Below are 16,840 nucleotides of genomic sequence, written 5' to 3'. Positions count from 1 at the left end.
ACATGAAGTAAAATAGAAGTTAAATCTCATTATTTTTAATAATATATATGAATGAAATCTTTTCACAATTATTTGACGAATCTTTAAAAAAAATTAAGACAAAAACCGGATCAATTATTACCGGTACAGTTATTGCAATTCAAAAAGATACGGTCCTAATTGACTCCGGATTAAAATCCGAATCTTATGTTCCAATTGAACAATTTAAAAACAAGTTTGGACATTTAGAAGTGAAAGTTGGTGATCAGATTGATGTAGCTTTAGATGCAATAGAAGATGGTTTTGGTGAAACTGTATTATCACGCGAAAAAGCTAAAAAACATGCATCATGGATTAAATTAGAACAAGCGTATGAAAAATCAAACATTATTACAGGTATTATTAGCGGAAAAGTTAAAGGCGGTTTTACCGTAGAATTAAATGATTTACGTGCTTTCTTACCCGGATCATTAGTAGATATCAGGCCCATTAAAGACACTAGTTATTTAGAAAATAAAGAGTTAGAATTTAAAGTTATTAAATTAGATCAAAAACGAAATAATGTTGTTGTTTCAAGAAAAGCTGTGATTGAATCCGAAACTAGCGCTGAACGAGAACAACTGTTGTTAAATTTACAAGAAGGTATAAAAATTAAAGGAATTATAAAAAATTTAACCGATTACGGTGCATTTGTTGATTTAGGTGGTGTAGATGGTTTATTACATATTACTGATATGGCATGGAAACGAGTTAAACATCCAAGCGATATTGTTAGTATTGGAGATGAAATATTTGTCAAAATATTAAAATTTGATCGTGAAAAAACAAGAGTATCATTAGGTTTAAAACAACTAAGTGAGGATCCTTGGAATTCTATTTTAGAACGTTATCATGAAGGTAAAAAGGTATATGGTAGAGTTACTAATTTAACAGATTATGGTTGTTTTGTTGAAATTGAAGAAGGTATAGAAGGTTTAGTCCATGTTTCAGAAATGGATTGGACAAATCAAAATATCCATCCAACTAAAGTAGTTCATGTATCTGATTCTGTAAAAGTCATGATATTAGATATTGATGCTGAGAAACGTCGCATTTCATTAGGTATTAAACAATGTAAACCAAATCCATGGGAGTTATTTTCACAAATTAATGCACGAGGTGTGCGTGTAAATGGTAAAATTAAATCGATCACAGATTTTGGGATTTTTATTGGTTTAGAAGGCGGAATAGATGGTTTAGTACATTTATCAGATCTTTCATGGAAACATGCTAATGAAAAAGTATTAAATCAATACAAAAAAGGAGATGATATTATTGCTGTAGTATTACAAGTAGATCCAGAACGAGAAAGGATCTCATTGGGTATTAAACAACTGAAAGAAGATACTTTTAGTAAATATATTCAACAATATAAACGTGACGATATTGTTCCTGGTCAAGTCATTGCATTGAAAAATCAAATTGTTTATGTAAAATTAGCGGATGATGTTACTGGAACGATTCATATGAAACACAATACTACCGTATTAAATATACAAGATTATATTGAATGTAAATTTAATAAATTTGACAGAAAAAATCGTACTATTCATCTTACATTATATAAACAATGTGAAAAAAAATATTTTTTAAAAAAATTTCAACATGATACTTTTTTTAAACTTACTGCCAGTAATTTAATTGAATAAAACATAATTGAATAATGGATTATTCAAGAAACTAAGTGCTATAATAAAATTTTTAGTAACTTAGTTTCTATACAACATACGGGAGAAAATTTTTTGAAAAAATTTATAATTACCGCAAATTGGAAATTACATGGTAATAATGTATTAGTATGTCACTTTATTAATAAATTAAAATCTTATTTTGATACAAATCAAATATTCAGCAAAATTATTTTTGCTCCTCCGGTGATATATATCAATAATATAAAAAATCAAATTCAACATAATAATTTTTTTATAGGCGCTCAAAATGTTGATATACATTTTTCTGGAGCATTTACTGGTGAAATTTCTATTGATATGTTAAAAGATATTGGTGTAACTTATATTATTATTGGTCATTCTGAACGTAGAATATTTCATCATGAAAATAATGAATATATTGCTAAAAAATTTCAAATGATTAAATCTAAAAATCTTATCCCAATTTTATGCGTGGGTGAAAATTTACAAGAAAAAAATTTAAAACAATCTGAGTTAATTTGTAGAAATCAAATTGATGCCATTTTACAATTACAAGAAGAAGATATATTTCAAAATTCTATTATTGCGTATGAACCTATTTGGGCTATTGGAACAGGTCAAACTGCAGATATTAAGCATGTTAACAGAATACATAAATTTATTAAATGTTATATTGCAGATAATAGTAATATTAAATTGAAAGATATTATTATACAGTACGGAGGATCAGTAAATTTCAATAATATACAAAATTTCATAAATTCCGAACACATCAATGGGGTACTATTAGGAACTGCATCATTATCATTTGAAACATTTATAAACATCATTCATAATATAGATCAATATTGTTATTAATAATAACCAAATTGTATTATATATTTCATTTATAAGCGCCGGATATTGACCGGCACCCAAAGTATGATTAATATAATGTTTTAGCTACGTTTAACCAAGCTTTATTAAATTTTTTTTTTTTATTGGAAATAGCTATATTCAGATCATAATGAATAATTTTTTCATTTTTAATACCTAAACATTGTCCTCCATATCCTTGTAATATTTTTAGAATTGCATAATTACCCATTCGAGATGCTAAAATCCGATCATATGCAACCGGTGCTCCACCTCTTTGTATATGTCCTAAAACGGTTGCTCTAGTTTCTCGCTGAATATTATGCTCAATATATTGAGCTAATTGATTTACATCACAAATACATTCTGTAATTGCAATAATGGCATGTTTTTTACCTTTTTGAATGCTATTTTTAATATTTTGTAATAATATTTCTTTTTTAAAATTAGTTCCAGGTAATACAATAAATTCACATCCGCCAGCAATAGCAGCTGATAAAGTTAAATCACCACAAAATCTTCCCATCACTTCTACTATAGAAATACGTTGATGTGAAGATGATGTATCTCTTAAACGATCAATAGCTTCTACAATAGTTTCCAATGCCGTAAAATAACCAATTGTATAATCTGTTCCAAATATATCATTATCAATTGTACCAGGTAAACCCAGACATGGTATACCAATTTCTGTAATTTTTTTTGCTCCAATATATGAACCATCTCCACCAATAATAATTAAAGCATCAATTTTTGCATGTTTTATATTTTTTATTGCTATAGCACGAATATTAGTTTTATTAAATTCTGGAAATCGTGCAGATCCCAAAAATGTACCTCCCCTATTTATCATGTTAGATACACTATTACGGTTTAATTCAATCATTCGGTTTTCATATAGACCTAAATATCCATCATATACACCAATCATTGATATTTTGTTATTTAACCCTGTACGTACTATAGCTCTAATAGCAGCATTCATACCAGGGGCATCACCGCCACTTGTTAGTATACCTATTTTTTTAATCATATATTAATCTTATAAAAAATATTAAAATATAAAGTATAAATAATATTATTATTTTAAAAAAGAATACTTTGTTAAACATTTATCATTATGAAAATCATATATGATAGGAACCCCAGTAGGAATATGTAGATTCGATACTTCTTCGTAATTTAAATTAGATAAATATTTTACTAATGCTCTGAGAGAATTACCATGTGCAACAATTAATATTTTCTTTCCATATTTAATATTTGGAAAAATATATTCTTCCCAAAATGGCAATAATCTTATTAACGTTAATTCTAAACTTTCAGCAGTAGGAATATTATTTTTTTGTAAATGGTTATACCGACGATCATAATATGTAAAAGAGTGTTTATTTTTTTCTATTTTTGGCGGAATTTCTGTAAAACTTCTACGCCATTTTTTTACTTGATCTGCGCCATATTTTGAAATAATAGATTCTTTATTTAATCCTTGTAAATCACCATAATGTCTTTCGTTTAATCGCCATGTTTTTTTAACAGGCAACCATACTTGTTCTAATTCATACAGTATCAACCACAAAGTATGAATTGCTCGTTTTAATACCGAGGTATAAGATATATCAAATACAAAATCTTTATTTTTCAATAATTTACCAGCTAATTTTGCTTCTTTTTTACCCTGATCTGATAAATTTACATCAGTCCATCCTGTAAATTGATTTAATTTATTCCATGTACTTTCACCATGTCTAATTAAAACTAATTGATTTTTTTTCATGCTGATCCTAAGTTTTTATAATTATTTATAAATTCACACTGTTGTATAATATATAATTTTATTATATACATGACATTTTATTTATTTTAATATTAAATATTTAGTAAAAGACGTGCAGGATCTTCTAAAGTATTTTTTATAACATTTAAAAAACCAACTGCTTCTTTACCATCAATCACACAATGATCATATGATAATGCGATATACATCATCGGTGCTATTGTCATTTCTTTATCTACGACAATAACCCGATCTTGAATAGCATGAATACCTAAAATGGCAATTTGAGGTGGATTAATAATTGGAGTTGATAATAATGAACCAAATATTCCACCATTAGTAATAGTAAAATTACCACCTAATAAGTCTGATAATTCTAGTTTTCCAGTATTACCGCGTGTTATAAGATCTTGAATTTTTTTTTCGATATCAGCCATAGATATACAGTCTGCATCTTTTATAATGGGTGTAACTAATCCTTTATTTGTAGATATTGCAATATTAATATCAAAATATTTATAATATATCATATCATTATCATGAACTTTTGCATTAATTTCAGGAAAAATTTTTAAAGCTTCTACAGTCGCTTTAATAAAAAAAGACATTAATCCTAATTTAATACCATGTTTTAATGTAAATTCATGACGATATTGATGACGCATTTTTATCACGTTCTGCATATTAACTTCATTAAATGTTGTTAACATAGCAGTATTATGCATAGTACTTAATAATCGTTTTGCAATTCTTTTACGAATGATTGTTATAGGTACATGTTTTTCACGATTCGATTTAATAGTATTTTCTGCAGTATTAATATAATTATTAAGTCGATCTTTTTGTTTAATATGTATATTATCAATATGTTTTTTTTGATCATATATACGTCTTATTGATGGAGTTAAATGTGATTCATGATAATTCTGATCTTGATTTTTTGGTATATGTACTACAATATTATTTTTTTTAATTTTATGTTTTTGACATTGAAATTGGGTAATGTTGTCAGTTTCTTCCATATATCCTAATATTTGTTTATTAATTACAATATCTCCTGGCGGATGTAATATTTTTTTTAAAACACCATTAGTATGTGCGGGTACTTCTAAAATCACTTTTTCGGTTTCTATCTCCACTAATACTTCATCTTGTTTTACACAGTCACCTATATTTTTATGCCATGCAATAACAGTAGCTTGATTAATTGATTCTGGTAATTCTGGAACCGTAATGAGAATTTCTTTCATATCATTTTCTCTTTATCAAATACTTAAAGCATCAAATATTATTTGTTTTTGTTGTTTGTAATGAACAGATAAACATCCTACTGCTGGAGCAGCAGAAGCAGTACGACCAACATATTTTAAAATAATATTAGATGATATTTTTTTTCTTAATTGATTATATATATAATACCATGCACCTTGGTTTTTTGGTTCTTCTTGACACCAGTTAATTTCTTGAATATTATTATATTGCTTTAAAATATTAATTATTTCGGATTTTGGAAATGGATATAATTGTTCAATTCGTATTAAGGTAATATGTTTAATGTGATTTTTAATTTTTTCAGATAATAATTCATAATATATTTTTCCTGCACAAAAAATTATTTTCTTAATGATATTATGATTAATACTATTAACATCATAAATAATCTTTTGAAAAGTCCCGTTTTCAATATCTGAAAATGTTGAGTAAGTCATATTGTTACGTAATAATGACTTAGGTGTAAAAACAATTAACGGTACTTTTACACAACAAAGCGCTTGATACATTAATATATGATACATTTGCGCTGCAGTAGAAGGAATACAAATTTTCATGTTATATTGCGCAGATAATTGTAAAAATCGTTCTAATCTAGCCGAGGAATGTTCCGGACCTTGTCCTTCATACCCATGTGGTAATAATAATATTAATTTTGATTGTACACCCCATTTTTGTTCACCAGAACTAATAAATTGATCAATGATAATTTGGGCACCATTAGAAAAATCACCGAATTGAGCTTCCCAAATATTTATAGTATTATATGAATCAATAGAGTAACCATACTCAAATGCTAATACTGCTTCTTCCGAGAGAGCGGAATTACAAATATAAAATTTACTATTATTAAATTTTAAATTCTGTAATGGTATGTAGCTTAATCCATTATTTTGATTATATATTACAGCATGCCGATGAAAAAATGTACCTCGGCCAACATCTTCTCCAGATAATCTACATGATATACCATGAGATAGCATATTAGCATATGCGAGATTTTCAGATGCCCCCCAATCAAGTAATTGATTTTTATATAACATATTTTGTCGTTCTTGATATATTTTAAAAACTCTTTCATGCATCTTAATAGTGTCAGGTATATAATTAATTTTTTTAAACAGTTTTTTTAAATCTATTTTTGAATTAGTATGAATTTTTTTTTGTTGTACACATACATTAGATGTATGAATGATAGGTAATTCACTTAATTTATGAATTTTATTTCTTTGTATTGTACGTTCATTATCTAAATAATGTAAAGAAATATTATTTGTAGATATTAAATATTCATGATAAATTTTACATACTGTTGGATGTTTTTGAATTTTTTTATACATAATAGGTTGAGTAACACAAGGTTCATCTGCTTCATTATGTCCTCGTCTACGATAACATACTAAATCTATAAAAACATCTTTTTTAAATTTATATCTAAAATCTAATGCCAATTGCGTAATAAAAAGAACAGATTCTGGAAAATCAGAATTAATATGAAAAATTGGTGCTTGTATCATTTTTGCAATATCTGTACAATATCGACTAGATCGTATATCTTTTAAACTTGATGTAGTAAAACCAATTTGATTATTAATAATAATATGCAAAATACCTCCCACAGTATAATTTCTTGTTTGAGAGATATTTAACAGTTCTTGAATTACGCCTTGTCCTATAATAGCAGCATCACCATGAATATTAATTGGTAAGACATAATCTGAATTTTTTTTTGAAAAACTATCGATATATGCTCGAGCAGCACCCATAACAACTGGATTAATAATTTCAAGATGTGAAGGATTTGGTTTTAAGTCAATGATTATATTTTTATTTTTGAGTTTGATTTTACTTGTCATACCGGAATGGTATTTTGCATCTCCAGTTCTATCTTTGATAATATAATCAGAAGAAAACTCATAACATAAAGTATTAATGTTTTTTTTTAAGATATTAACTAAAACATTTAATCGTCCTCTATGAGCCATTCCAATAATCATTTTTAAAGTTTGTGTTTTATGTAAATAATGTATAATATATTTTAATAATGGAATGAGTATTTCGCAACCTTCTAATGAAAAACGTTTTGATCCTGGGAATCTGCTATGTAAATATTTTTCAAATGTTTCTGATTGGATTAATAAACTTAATAAATCTTCTTGTTCTTTTTGTATAAGATAAAATTTGGTAAATTGATTTTCTAAATATTCTTGTATCCATATACGTTCTTCTATATTATTAATATGCATATATTCAATTCCAATAGATGAACAATATATTTTGGTAAACTGTAAGTATTTTTCTTCAAAATGTATCGCATGAATGATATTACGATTCTTATGGTTTTTAAAATTTTTGTACATATAAAAATCATGTAATAACTTTATACGTAACTCATCCGGTGTAATAGACTCTTGTAATGGATTTAAATTTGCATATTTATGCCCATATGTTCTGATAAAAGTTATAAACTCTAATATTTCAAAATCATAATTATTATGAAGATTATGAACATCGTGATTTTTATGATAATCCTTTATATTCTGAAAATAAGAATCATTTTTGCTAAAAAAATCCTTCCAATAAGAAGAAACAAGATTAGCATTTTTTTTAAATTGTTGATGTATTGTTTCGATATATATTTGATTAATACTACTCAAGTTATATACTGTATGATTTAAACGCTTGTCGTTTTCCATATTGTACCTATACAGGATTATTAATTCTAATAAATTCAACATTTAAATTATATTTTTTCATTAACCAGTTTCCTAATGCTTGTATACCACAACATTCTGTAGCATAATGCCCAGCTGAAAAAAAATGAATTTTATTTTCATGTGCATAATGCATAGTATCTTCCGAGATTTCTCCTGTTAAAAATGCATCTATTTTTAAGGATCCGAGTTGTTTAATAAAGTCTTGTCCTTTTCCACTACACCAAGCGATACGTTTAATAATATGATTTAAATTATGTTGAATACATAACGGTGGTCTTTGAAAGACTGAATGTATTTTTTTAGTTAAGTTTGTTACCGTTGTATCATGAAAAAATTTTCCCCATAGTGCTATATTAGATATTTTCCCTAAAATATTAATATTCAATTGATTAGCAATTTGTACATTATTACCAAGTACTGGATGTACGTCTAATGGTAAATGCCAATTATATATATTAATATTATTTTTTAGAATAAATTCTAGTCGTTTTTTTTTATGTTTGATAATTTTTGAACATTCATTTTTCCAAAAAAAACCATGATGTACAATAATTGCTTGTGCTTGTTTCTTAATTGCAATATTAATTAATTTTTGACATATACTAACTCCTGTAATAATTTTTTGAATATTTGGTATACCTTCGACTTGTAAACCATTAGGTATAGAATCATTAAAGACATTATTATTTAATTTTTTATTAATAATTTGTTCTAATTGATAATTATTCATACTTTTATTTATCTCTAAGAAATTTGTTGATAACAATATATTTGTATTTGATATTTCAAAATATCATATTAGTATTTTTATTTAATATATATTTTATTTTAAAAATTATAGATTTATTCACGTACAATACAATTATTAAAATAATTACATATACTAAATTAATACAACAGATTGATAACAGTATTGTTTAAATACGTATATTAATAATATATATAAATATTTCTATAACATAATACTACTTTTTTAAAAGTATTCAGTATCAATGTACTGGTTATAACTAGATAAATTTTAACATATTTTGGGAGATAAAATGAAAAAAATAGGTATTTTTTTTGGTAGTGATACCGGTAACACAGAGAAAATTGCAAAAAAAATTTATAGTCATATTGGATCAAAAGATGCGGAAATTTATGATATTGCTAACGCTACCGTCAATGATATTAATAAATTTAACATTTTAATTTTTGGGATACCAACTTGGTATTATGGTGAATTGCAATGTGATTGGGATGAATTTATACCTGAATTAAAAAAAATAAATTTTGCAAATAAAGTAGTTGCATTATTTGGTTGTGGTGATCAAGAAGATTATAGTGAATATTTTTGTGACGGGTTAGGTATTATATACAATATTTTAAAAGCACAACATGCAGAGTTCATTGGTAAATGGCCGATACAAGGCTATCAATTTGAAGCTTCTAAGGCGTTAATAGATAAAAATCATTTTGTCGGTTTGGTAATTGACGAAGATCGACAAGAAGAGTATACACAAGATAGAATTAAAACTTGGTTAAAGCAGATATTTCAAGAATTAAAAATTTAATGTTTTTAAATAATACAATATATGTAAGTAATGAAATCTCTGTAAATATTATATATTAATATAATAATTATATGTCTAATAGTAATTACATTAAATGTCATAAAACATAATACAGCATGTAATAATTTCTTTAAAAAAATTACACATGCTGTTTAATGACTAATAATAAGATAATATTTATGCGATTAAACGTACTAAATCTAATACTTTGCTTGAATAACCTGTTTCATTATCATACCAAGCAATTAACTTAACAAAATTATCATTTAAACATAATCCTGCTTTTGCATCAAAAATTGATGTTTCATGACAACCATTAAAGTCACTAGATACAACATCTTCATCCACATATCGAATAATATTTTTCATATATGTTTGAGAAGCATTTTTAATTACTGCACAGATTTGATCATACTTTACGGAAATTTTTAATCGTATTGTTAGATCTACAACTGAAACATTTGGTGTAGGTACACGAAATGCAATACCTGTTAATTTTCCAAATAATTCTGGTAACACCTTTCCAACTGCTATAGCAGCTCCGGTTGATGCCGGTATAATATTTTGCAATACTCCCCTTCCGCCACGCCAATCTTTTTGTGATGGAGAATCAACAGTTTTTTGAGTAGCAGTTGTAGCATGTACAGTTGTCATTAATCCTTCGAGAATTCCAAAATTTTCATGCATAACTTTTGCTAACGGAGCTAAACAATTTGTAGTACAAGATGCATTAGAAACAATATTTTCACTAGCATATTTATTAAAGTTGACACCATTAACAAACATTGGAGTATCATCTTTTGGAGGGGCGGTAATAATAACTTTTTTTGCACCTGATAATATATGTTTTTTTGCGGTTTCAGTTGTTAAAAATATACCTGTTGATTCGATTACAACATCTGTATTTAATTTGTTCCACGTAATATAGGATGGATCACGTTCTGAGAATATTTGAATTTTTTTATCATTTACAAAAAGGTGATTATTTTTGACATATACTGATCCTGGAAATTTGCCATGCGTAGAATCAAATTTTAACATATATGCTATATATTCTACGCTAAGTAAATCATTTATAGCAACTACTTCAAGATCAGACCTACTCTGTGCCATTCTAAATACTATTCTACCAATTCTGCCAAATCCATTTATACCAATTTTAATAGTCATAATATTTACCTTATATTAATAAAATTATTTATAATATGGTATAACATATATCTTAATATATCAAAAATATTTTTTTGAAAAATACAATAAAATGTTTATTTATGTCATTATAATAAAATATTCTATTTGTTATTTGTATCATTAGTTCATAATAGAAACTATCATATATAATAATTATACTTGCTTGTTTATGAATCAAAATAATGTATTTAAATTAATAAAAAATGAATTTGTTATTCATTTAAAACATGGTTTAGGAAAATATCAAGGATTAAGTATTATCAAACATAATAATATTGATGCAGAATATTTAACTATTATTTATGCAAATAACGCAAAATTATATGTACCAATTACGCATTTATATTTAATTAAAAAATATAATATGAATATTACTGATAAGACAATATTATTAAATAAATTAGGATGTAAAAAATGGACAAAAGAAAGAAAAAAAATTTTTAAAAATATTCATGATTATGCTGTTCAAATATTAGAAAATCATGCACAACGTATGATAAAAACTGGTTTTTCATTTCAATTACATGATCTAGAATATAAATCATTTTGTTTAAATTTCCCATATAAGATGACAGACGATCAAAAAAAAGTTATGCAATCGGTATTATCAGATATGTATAAACCAATACCAATGGATCGACTTGTATGCGGAGATGTCGGATTTGGAAAAACAGAAATTGCAATCCGAGCAGCATTCGTTGCCGTAACCAATAATAAACAAGTGGTAATTTTAGTACCAACCACCTTATTAGCTCAACAACACTATAAAACTTTTAAAGATCGATTTATTAATAATAATATAAAAATTGATATTTTATCGCGTTTTCAAAAAAAATCTCAAGAAGTAATTGCTATGAATAAAATTCACACTGGGCATACAAATATTGTGATTGGAACCCATAAAATTTTATTTAATCATATTCAGTGGTTTAATTTAGGTTTATTAATTATTGACGAAGAACATAGATTTGGAGTACATCAAAAAGAAAAAATTAAAAAACAATTTTCTAATATTGATATTTTAACATTAACTGCTACACCTATTCCAAGAACATTGAATATGGCCGTGCATGGTATACGTGATCTGTCAATTATTACAACACCTCCTGAGAACCGTGTACCAATTAAAACATTTGTTAAAACATATAGTGAAACTCTAATTAAAAAAATTATTTTATTCGAAATTGCTCGGAATGGACAATTATATTATATTTGTAATAAAATACAAGATTTACAAGACAAATTCAATACATTACAAAGAAATATTCCTGAAGCAACATTTCAAATAGGTCATGGGCAGATGAACGGTAATACTCTAAAAAAAATTATGCATGATTTCTCGAAAAAAAAATTCCATGTTTTAATATGTACTACCATTATTGAAACAGGTATTGATATACCTACAGTAAACTCAATTATTATTGAAAATGCTGAATTATTTGGATTAGCACAGTTACATCAAATGCGAGGTCGAGTTGGTCGTTCTAATATACAAGCCTATGCTTGGTTACTCATTAGAAATAAAAAAGTAGTTTCATTAAATGGTAAAAAAAGATTGAATGTTATTAATAATATTAAAAAGTTGGTATCCGGTTTTGAATTATCACAACATGATTTAAAAATTAGAGGAGTTGGAGAAGTTTTAGGTAAAAATCAAAGTGGACATGCCAAAAACATTGAATTATCATTGTATATGGAATTTTTAAATAAAACAATTACATATATTAAAAATAATAAAACTCTTTCATTAAAGCAGTTAGAAAAAGAAAAACCTGAAATTAAATTATCTGTACCAACAATATTACCAAATCAATACATTAAAGATGTAGATGTAAGATTGGTATGGTATAAAAAAATTTTTTCTATACATACACAATCACAATTATTAAAAATAAAAAATCATTTAATTAATAATTTTGGCCATTTACCTCCAGAAGCTGAAAATTTAATTTTTGCTACTGAAATTCAAATTTTAGCCAGTAAATTAAGTATTATTAAAATTGAATCTAATCATGATAGTAGTACAATTATATTTGATCAAACAGATCAAACTATTAATACTACGAAATTATTTAAAATGTGTACAACAGAATTTCATAAGTGGAAATTTAATGACCAATATTCTTTAAAAGTTTTTTGTTATTTTGAAGATAATTTACAAAGAATTAAATGGATAATAAATACTCTTAAAAAAATCCAAAAAATATTAATTTAGATAGTAATAATTTTATAAAAAATTATAGTGGACCACCATATTATGAAACAATTTCTTTATATAGTCACAGCTGGTAATCAATCAATTGAGGTTTGGGAATTATCATATACAGGTGAAATGTATTTAATACAAGTAATAGATACTGCAGGAAATGAGGGACAACCAATTATTATTTCGAAAACACGTAATAAACTATATATTGGTATACGACCACAGTATCAAATATTAGTTTATGATATTTTACCTAATGGTATATTAAATAAAATAGGTTCACAAAATATTCCATATAGTCCAAATTATTTGACTTTTGATCAAAACGAAAATTTTTTATTTTGTAGTTACTATCATGATGGTTGTTTAAGTATTAGTAAAATTGATCAAAAACATATACCTACAGCACCTATACAAATTATTGAACATATTAAGGGTTGTCATTCAGTAAAATTAAATTTATCACAGAAATTAGTTATTGTGCCATCTTTATTAAATAATCGTATTTATTTATTTCAATTATTAAAACATGCAGTGTTGCCATTAAAATTTTTGAAATATATTACATGTTCTATACAATCTGGACCTAGACATATTATTTTTCATAACAAAAAAGATTATTGTTATAGTATTAATGAATTAAATGGTACAATTGATGTTTGGAAAATAAATAATGATAAAAACAACATACAAAATATACAAAATATTAACTTATTGAATAAAAAAATAAACAATAATTCTTTTTGGTCTGCAGATATTCATATGACATCATGTGGAAAATATTTATATGCTTCTGATAGGATGTACAGTACAATTACGATTTTTAAAGTTAATATTAATTATACATTAAGTTATATCAGTCAAATTAACACAGTTAAACAACCAAAATCATTTCTTATAAACCATGATAACCAATATTTAATTGTAGTTGGACAACAAGATAATACTATTGCAGTATATAATATTTCTATGGAGAATGGTTTATTATATTTATTATATAAATACCCCACAGGTATAAATCCAACATGGATAATAAGTTATGCAATATAATATATAAGTAAAGTGATTATTTTTATTAAACATGTTACTATATCCGCTATATACTAGATATAGTAATATCACAAATGAATTATATATTTAACAAATAAATAAAGTATTATTTTGAATCGCTAACTTAATTGAATATATTAATTTATATAATTGTGTTTTTTTAATAATATACGGAGGGGTTAAATAAATTATTTTTTTAAAAGGTCTAATCCATACACCGTAATTAACAAAAAATTTTTGTATTAATTTCAGATTAATATTATGATAACATTCAATAACAGCAATTGCACCCAATACTCTGACTGTATAAACTCTAGGATGATTTAATAATAAAAATAATTGGTTTTTAAAATATTGTTCAATATAATATACTTGTTTTTTCCATATATTTTTCCTTAATAAAGAAATATTTTTTTGTGCAACAAAACATGCTAATGGATTACCCATGAATGTTGGCCCATGCATAAATTTGTATGGGTAATTTTTGCTAATACGATGAGCGATATTTTTTGTAGTAATCGTAGCAGCTAAACTCATCATACCACCAGTTAATGCTTTACCTATACATAATATATCTGGGATAATATTAGCATATTCGTAAGCAAACATTTTACCAGTTCGTCCAAATCCTGTTGCTATTTCGTCGATAATTAATGGAATTTTATATATATTACATAACAATCGTATTTGTTTTAAATATTCTACATGATAAAATTTCATGCCTCCAATGCCTTGTAATATTGGTTCTAAAATCACGCCAGCAATTTTATAGGAATGATTCACAATTAGGTTAAGAAAAGAAAAAATATCATAATTATGCCAATGTTCTTGAAAAAATATATTTGGCGTATCTGCAAAGAAGTGTTTGGGTAATATTGTCTTATATAATGTATGCATAGAATTTTTAGGGTCACAAACTGAAATTGCAGAAAATGTATCACCATGATATCCATTACGTATTGTTAAAAATATTTTTTTATTATTTTTACTTTTACTGTAATACTGTAATGCCATTTTCATAGCTACTTCAATTGCTACAGACCCTGAATCACATAAAAAAATACATTCTAGTTTTTTAGGTAAAATTTTTAATAATTCTTGACATAACAATATAGCCGGTTTATGTATTATACCACCAAACATAATGTGCGTAATATGATTAATTTGTGTAATTAAACTATTTTTTAAAATAGGATGATTATATCCATGTATTACAGACCACCAAGATGACATACCATCAATAATTTTTACACCAGATTGTAAATGCAAATATACTCCATATGCTGATTGAATCATATAACATGGTAGCGGTTTTATTATAGAATCATATGGATGCCAAATATGTTTTGTATTAAATTGTAAATTATTTTGTTTCATAGCATGATATTGTATTGAAATATTAGATATCTTATTATAAATAATCATTTATATAAAATATAATTTTTTGGAATTAAATATGAAAAAAATATGGAAAATTGAAGAAGTTAACATGTTATTTGAAATGCCATTTTTAGATTTAATATTTAACGCTCAAACAGTACACCGTAAATATTTTAATCCAAACGAAATTCAAATTAGTACTTTATTATCTATAAAAACTGGTTTATGTCCTGAAGATTGTAAATATTGTGCACAAAGTTCACGATATAAAACCAATGTAAAAAATGAAAAACTTTTAGAAATTTCAAAAGTATTGGACGCAGCCAAAAAAGCAAAAAAATCCGGTTCAAACCGATTTTGTATGGGAGCTGCATGGAAAAACCCTAAAGAACGAGATATGCCGTACTTAATTAAAATTATTAAAAAAATTAAAGACATGGGTTTAGAAACATGCATGACATTAGGAAGTATTAATCAAAGTCAAGCAGAAAGATTATTTTCTGCAGGATTAGATTTTTATAATCATAATTTAGATACTTCGCCACGATTTTATAGTAAAATTATTACAACACGTACATATCAGGAACGATTAGATACATTAAATATTGTTAGAAATTCAGGTATTAAAGTTTGTTCGGGAGGTATATTAGGTTTAGGAGAAAATCTTAATGACCGAGCTGAATTACTAATACAATTATCTAATTTAACTAAAGCTCCTGAAAGTATTCCAATGAACATGCTAGTTAAAATCCCAGGTACACCTTTAGAACGTAATCAAAATATTGAAGATTTTGATTTTATTAAAACAATTGCAGTCACTAGAATTATGATGCCTAAATCGTATATTAGATTATCAGCTGGACGTGAAAATATGAGTCAAAATATGCAGGCATTATGTTTTATTGCAGGAGCGAATTCTATATTTTATGGATGTAAATTATTAACTACACCAAATCCAACTGAAGAAAAAGATTTAAAATTGTTTCATAAATTAGGTTTGTATGCCAAAAAACATAGTATTAAAAATGATAAAATAATACATAAACATGCTCAACAAACAAAAAATTATTATAATGCTTTATCAAAATAATTTTATATTATATTTTTATAATTATAATTCTACCTATTTTAAATAGGTAGTATACAGGATTGATTTATTTAAAACATAT

At 25.6% G+C, this 16,840-nt stretch carries 12 protein-coding genes and 1 pseudogene; 6 read left to right on the top strand and 7 right to left on the bottom strand.

Annotated elements, in window-relative coordinates; all coding sequences use genetic code 11:
- Window positions 1-47: 47 nt before the first annotated feature.
- Together rpsA and tpiA are read left to right on the top strand one after the other, a co-directional pair.
- A pseudogene (gene rpsA, locus RJT54_RS01060) lies at window positions 48-1,580 on the top strand (30S ribosomal protein S1); the annotation flags it as partial.
- 180 nt (window positions 1,581-1,760) lie between these two features.
- Window positions 1,761-2,528 carry a triose-phosphate isomerase gene (gene tpiA, locus RJT54_RS01055; protein WP_343128013.1) on the top strand — a complete coding sequence of 256 codons (768 nt, stop codon included), beginning with the start codon at window positions 1,761-1,763 and terminating at the stop codon, window positions 2,526-2,528.
- 67 nt (window positions 2,529-2,595) lie between these two features.
- Here tpiA and pfkA read toward each other — a convergent pair whose 3' ends face one another.
- From pfkA to RJT54_RS01030, 5 genes are all read right to left on the bottom strand, one after another.
- On the bottom strand, window positions 2,596-3,558 hold the full coding sequence (pfkA, locus tag RJT54_RS01050; protein ID WP_343128012.1) for a 6-phosphofructokinase: 963 nt from the start codon (window positions 3,556-3,558) through the stop codon (window positions 2,596-2,598).
- Window positions 3,559-3,606: 48 nt separating this feature from the next.
- Window positions 3,607-4,302 carry a 2,3-diphosphoglycerate-dependent phosphoglycerate mutase gene (gene gpmA, locus RJT54_RS01045; protein ID WP_343128011.1) on the bottom strand — a complete coding sequence of 232 codons (696 nt, stop codon included), beginning with the start codon at window positions 4,300-4,302 and terminating at the stop codon, window positions 3,607-3,609.
- A 92-nt stretch (window positions 4,303-4,394) separates the two neighbouring features.
- Window positions 4,395-5,552, bottom strand: coding sequence for a dihydrolipoyllysine-residue succinyltransferase (sucB, locus tag RJT54_RS01040; RefSeq protein WP_343128010.1), 1,158 nt, complete (start codon window positions 5,550-5,552; stop codon window positions 4,395-4,397).
- Between the two features lie 15 nt (window positions 5,553-5,567).
- Complete coding sequence (locus RJT54_RS01035; protein WP_343128009.1) at window positions 5,568-8,270, bottom strand: 2-oxoglutarate dehydrogenase E1 component; 2,703 nt, start codon at window positions 8,268-8,270, stop codon at window positions 5,568-5,570.
- A gap of 7 nt (window positions 8,271-8,277) precedes the next feature.
- A complete protein-coding gene (locus RJT54_RS01030) occupies window positions 8,278-9,021 on the bottom strand; it encodes a Nif3-like dinuclear metal center hexameric protein (protein ID WP_343128008.1) in 744 nt (247 codons plus the stop codon).
- 310 nt (window positions 9,022-9,331) lie between these two features.
- Here RJT54_RS01030 and fldA point away from each other — a divergent pair, with 310 nt between their 5' ends.
- Window positions 9,332-9,844, top strand: a complete 513-nt coding sequence (fldA, locus tag RJT54_RS01025; protein WP_343128007.1) for a flavodoxin FldA — start codon at window positions 9,332-9,334, stop codon at window positions 9,842-9,844.
- A 177-nt stretch (window positions 9,845-10,021) separates the two neighbouring features.
- On the opposite strand, the gene gap is transcribed toward fldA, so the two are convergent.
- On the bottom strand, window positions 10,022-11,014 hold the full coding sequence (gap, locus tag RJT54_RS01020) for a type I glyceraldehyde-3-phosphate dehydrogenase (RefSeq protein WP_343128006.1): 993 nt from the start codon (window positions 11,012-11,014) through the stop codon (window positions 10,022-10,024).
- A 190-nt stretch (window positions 11,015-11,204) separates the two neighbouring features.
- On the opposite strand from gap, the gene RJT54_RS01015 reads away from it, so the two are divergent.
- Window positions 11,205-13,250 (top strand): DEAD/DEAH box helicase, encoded by a 2,046-nt coding sequence (locus RJT54_RS01015; protein ID WP_343128005.1) that lies wholly within the window; start codon window positions 11,205-11,207, stop codon window positions 13,248-13,250.
- Between the two features lie 42 nt (window positions 13,251-13,292).
- The gene (locus tag RJT54_RS01010; RefSeq protein ID WP_343128004.1) at window positions 13,293-14,291 is read left to right on the top strand and encodes a beta-propeller fold lactonase family protein; all 999 of its coding nucleotides are present in this window, start codon (window positions 13,293-13,295) and stop codon (window positions 14,289-14,291) included.
- 87 nt (window positions 14,292-14,378) lie between these two features.
- Here the strand turns inward: RJT54_RS01010 and bioA are convergent, their stop codons facing one another.
- Window positions 14,379-15,668, bottom strand: a complete 1,290-nt coding sequence (bioA, locus tag RJT54_RS01005) for an adenosylmethionine--8-amino-7-oxononanoate transaminase (RefSeq protein WP_343128371.1) — start codon at window positions 15,666-15,668, stop codon at window positions 14,379-14,381.
- 79 nt (window positions 15,669-15,747) lie between these two features.
- On the opposite strand from bioA, the gene bioB reads away from it, so the two are divergent.
- Window positions 15,748-16,761 (top strand): biotin synthase BioB, encoded by a 1,014-nt coding sequence (gene bioB / locus RJT54_RS01000; protein WP_428994164.1) that lies wholly within the window; start codon window positions 15,748-15,750, stop codon window positions 16,759-16,761.
- The last annotated feature ends 79 nt before the right edge of the window (window positions 16,762-16,840 follow it).

This window comes from Buchnera aphidicola (Takecallis taiwana) (genome assembly GCF_039355125.1).
Lineage (GTDB): Bacteria > Pseudomonadota > Gammaproteobacteria > Enterobacterales > Enterobacteriaceae > Buchnera_L > Buchnera_L aphidicola_AG.
This window is presented reverse-complemented; position numbering and strand designations above follow the sequence as displayed.

Excerpts from the sequence above, each read along its gene's own strand:
- pfkA (WP_343128012.1), bottom strand. The coding sequence starts at position 3,558 with ATGATTAAAAAAATAGGTATACTAACAAGTGGCGGTGATGCCCCTGGT.
- gpmA (WP_343128011.1), bottom strand. The coding sequence starts at position 4,302 with ATGAAAAAAAATCAATTAGTTTTAATTAGACATGGTGAAAGTACATGG.
- sucB (WP_343128010.1), bottom strand. The coding sequence starts at position 5,552 with ATGAAAGAAATTCTCATTACGGTTCCAGAATTACCAGAATCAATTAAT.
- RJT54_RS01035 (WP_343128009.1), bottom strand. The coding sequence starts at position 8,270 with ATGGAAAACGACAAGCGTTTAAATCATACAGTATATAACTTGAGTAGT.
- RJT54_RS01030 (WP_343128008.1), bottom strand. The coding sequence starts at position 9,021 with ATGAATAATTATCAATTAGAACAAATTATTAATAAAAAATTAAATAAT.
- fldA (WP_343128007.1), top strand. The coding sequence starts at position 9,332 with ATGAAAAAAATAGGTATTTTTTTTGGTAGTGATACCGGTAACACAGAG.
- gap (WP_343128006.1), bottom strand. The coding sequence starts at position 11,014 with ATGACTATTAAAATTGGTATAAATGGATTTGGCAGAATTGGTAGAATA.
- RJT54_RS01015 (WP_343128005.1), top strand. The coding sequence starts at position 11,205 with ATGAATCAAAATAATGTATTTAAATTAATAAAAAATGAATTTGTTATT.
- RJT54_RS01010 (WP_343128004.1), top strand. The coding sequence starts at position 13,293 with ATGAAACAATTTCTTTATATAGTCACAGCTGGTAATCAATCAATTGAG.
- bioA (WP_343128371.1), bottom strand. The coding sequence starts at position 15,668 with ATGAAACAAAATAATTTACAATTTAATACAAAACATATTTGGCATCCA.
- bioB (WP_428994164.1), top strand. The coding sequence starts at position 15,748 with ATGAAAAAAATATGGAAAATTGAAGAAGTTAACATGTTATTTGAAATG.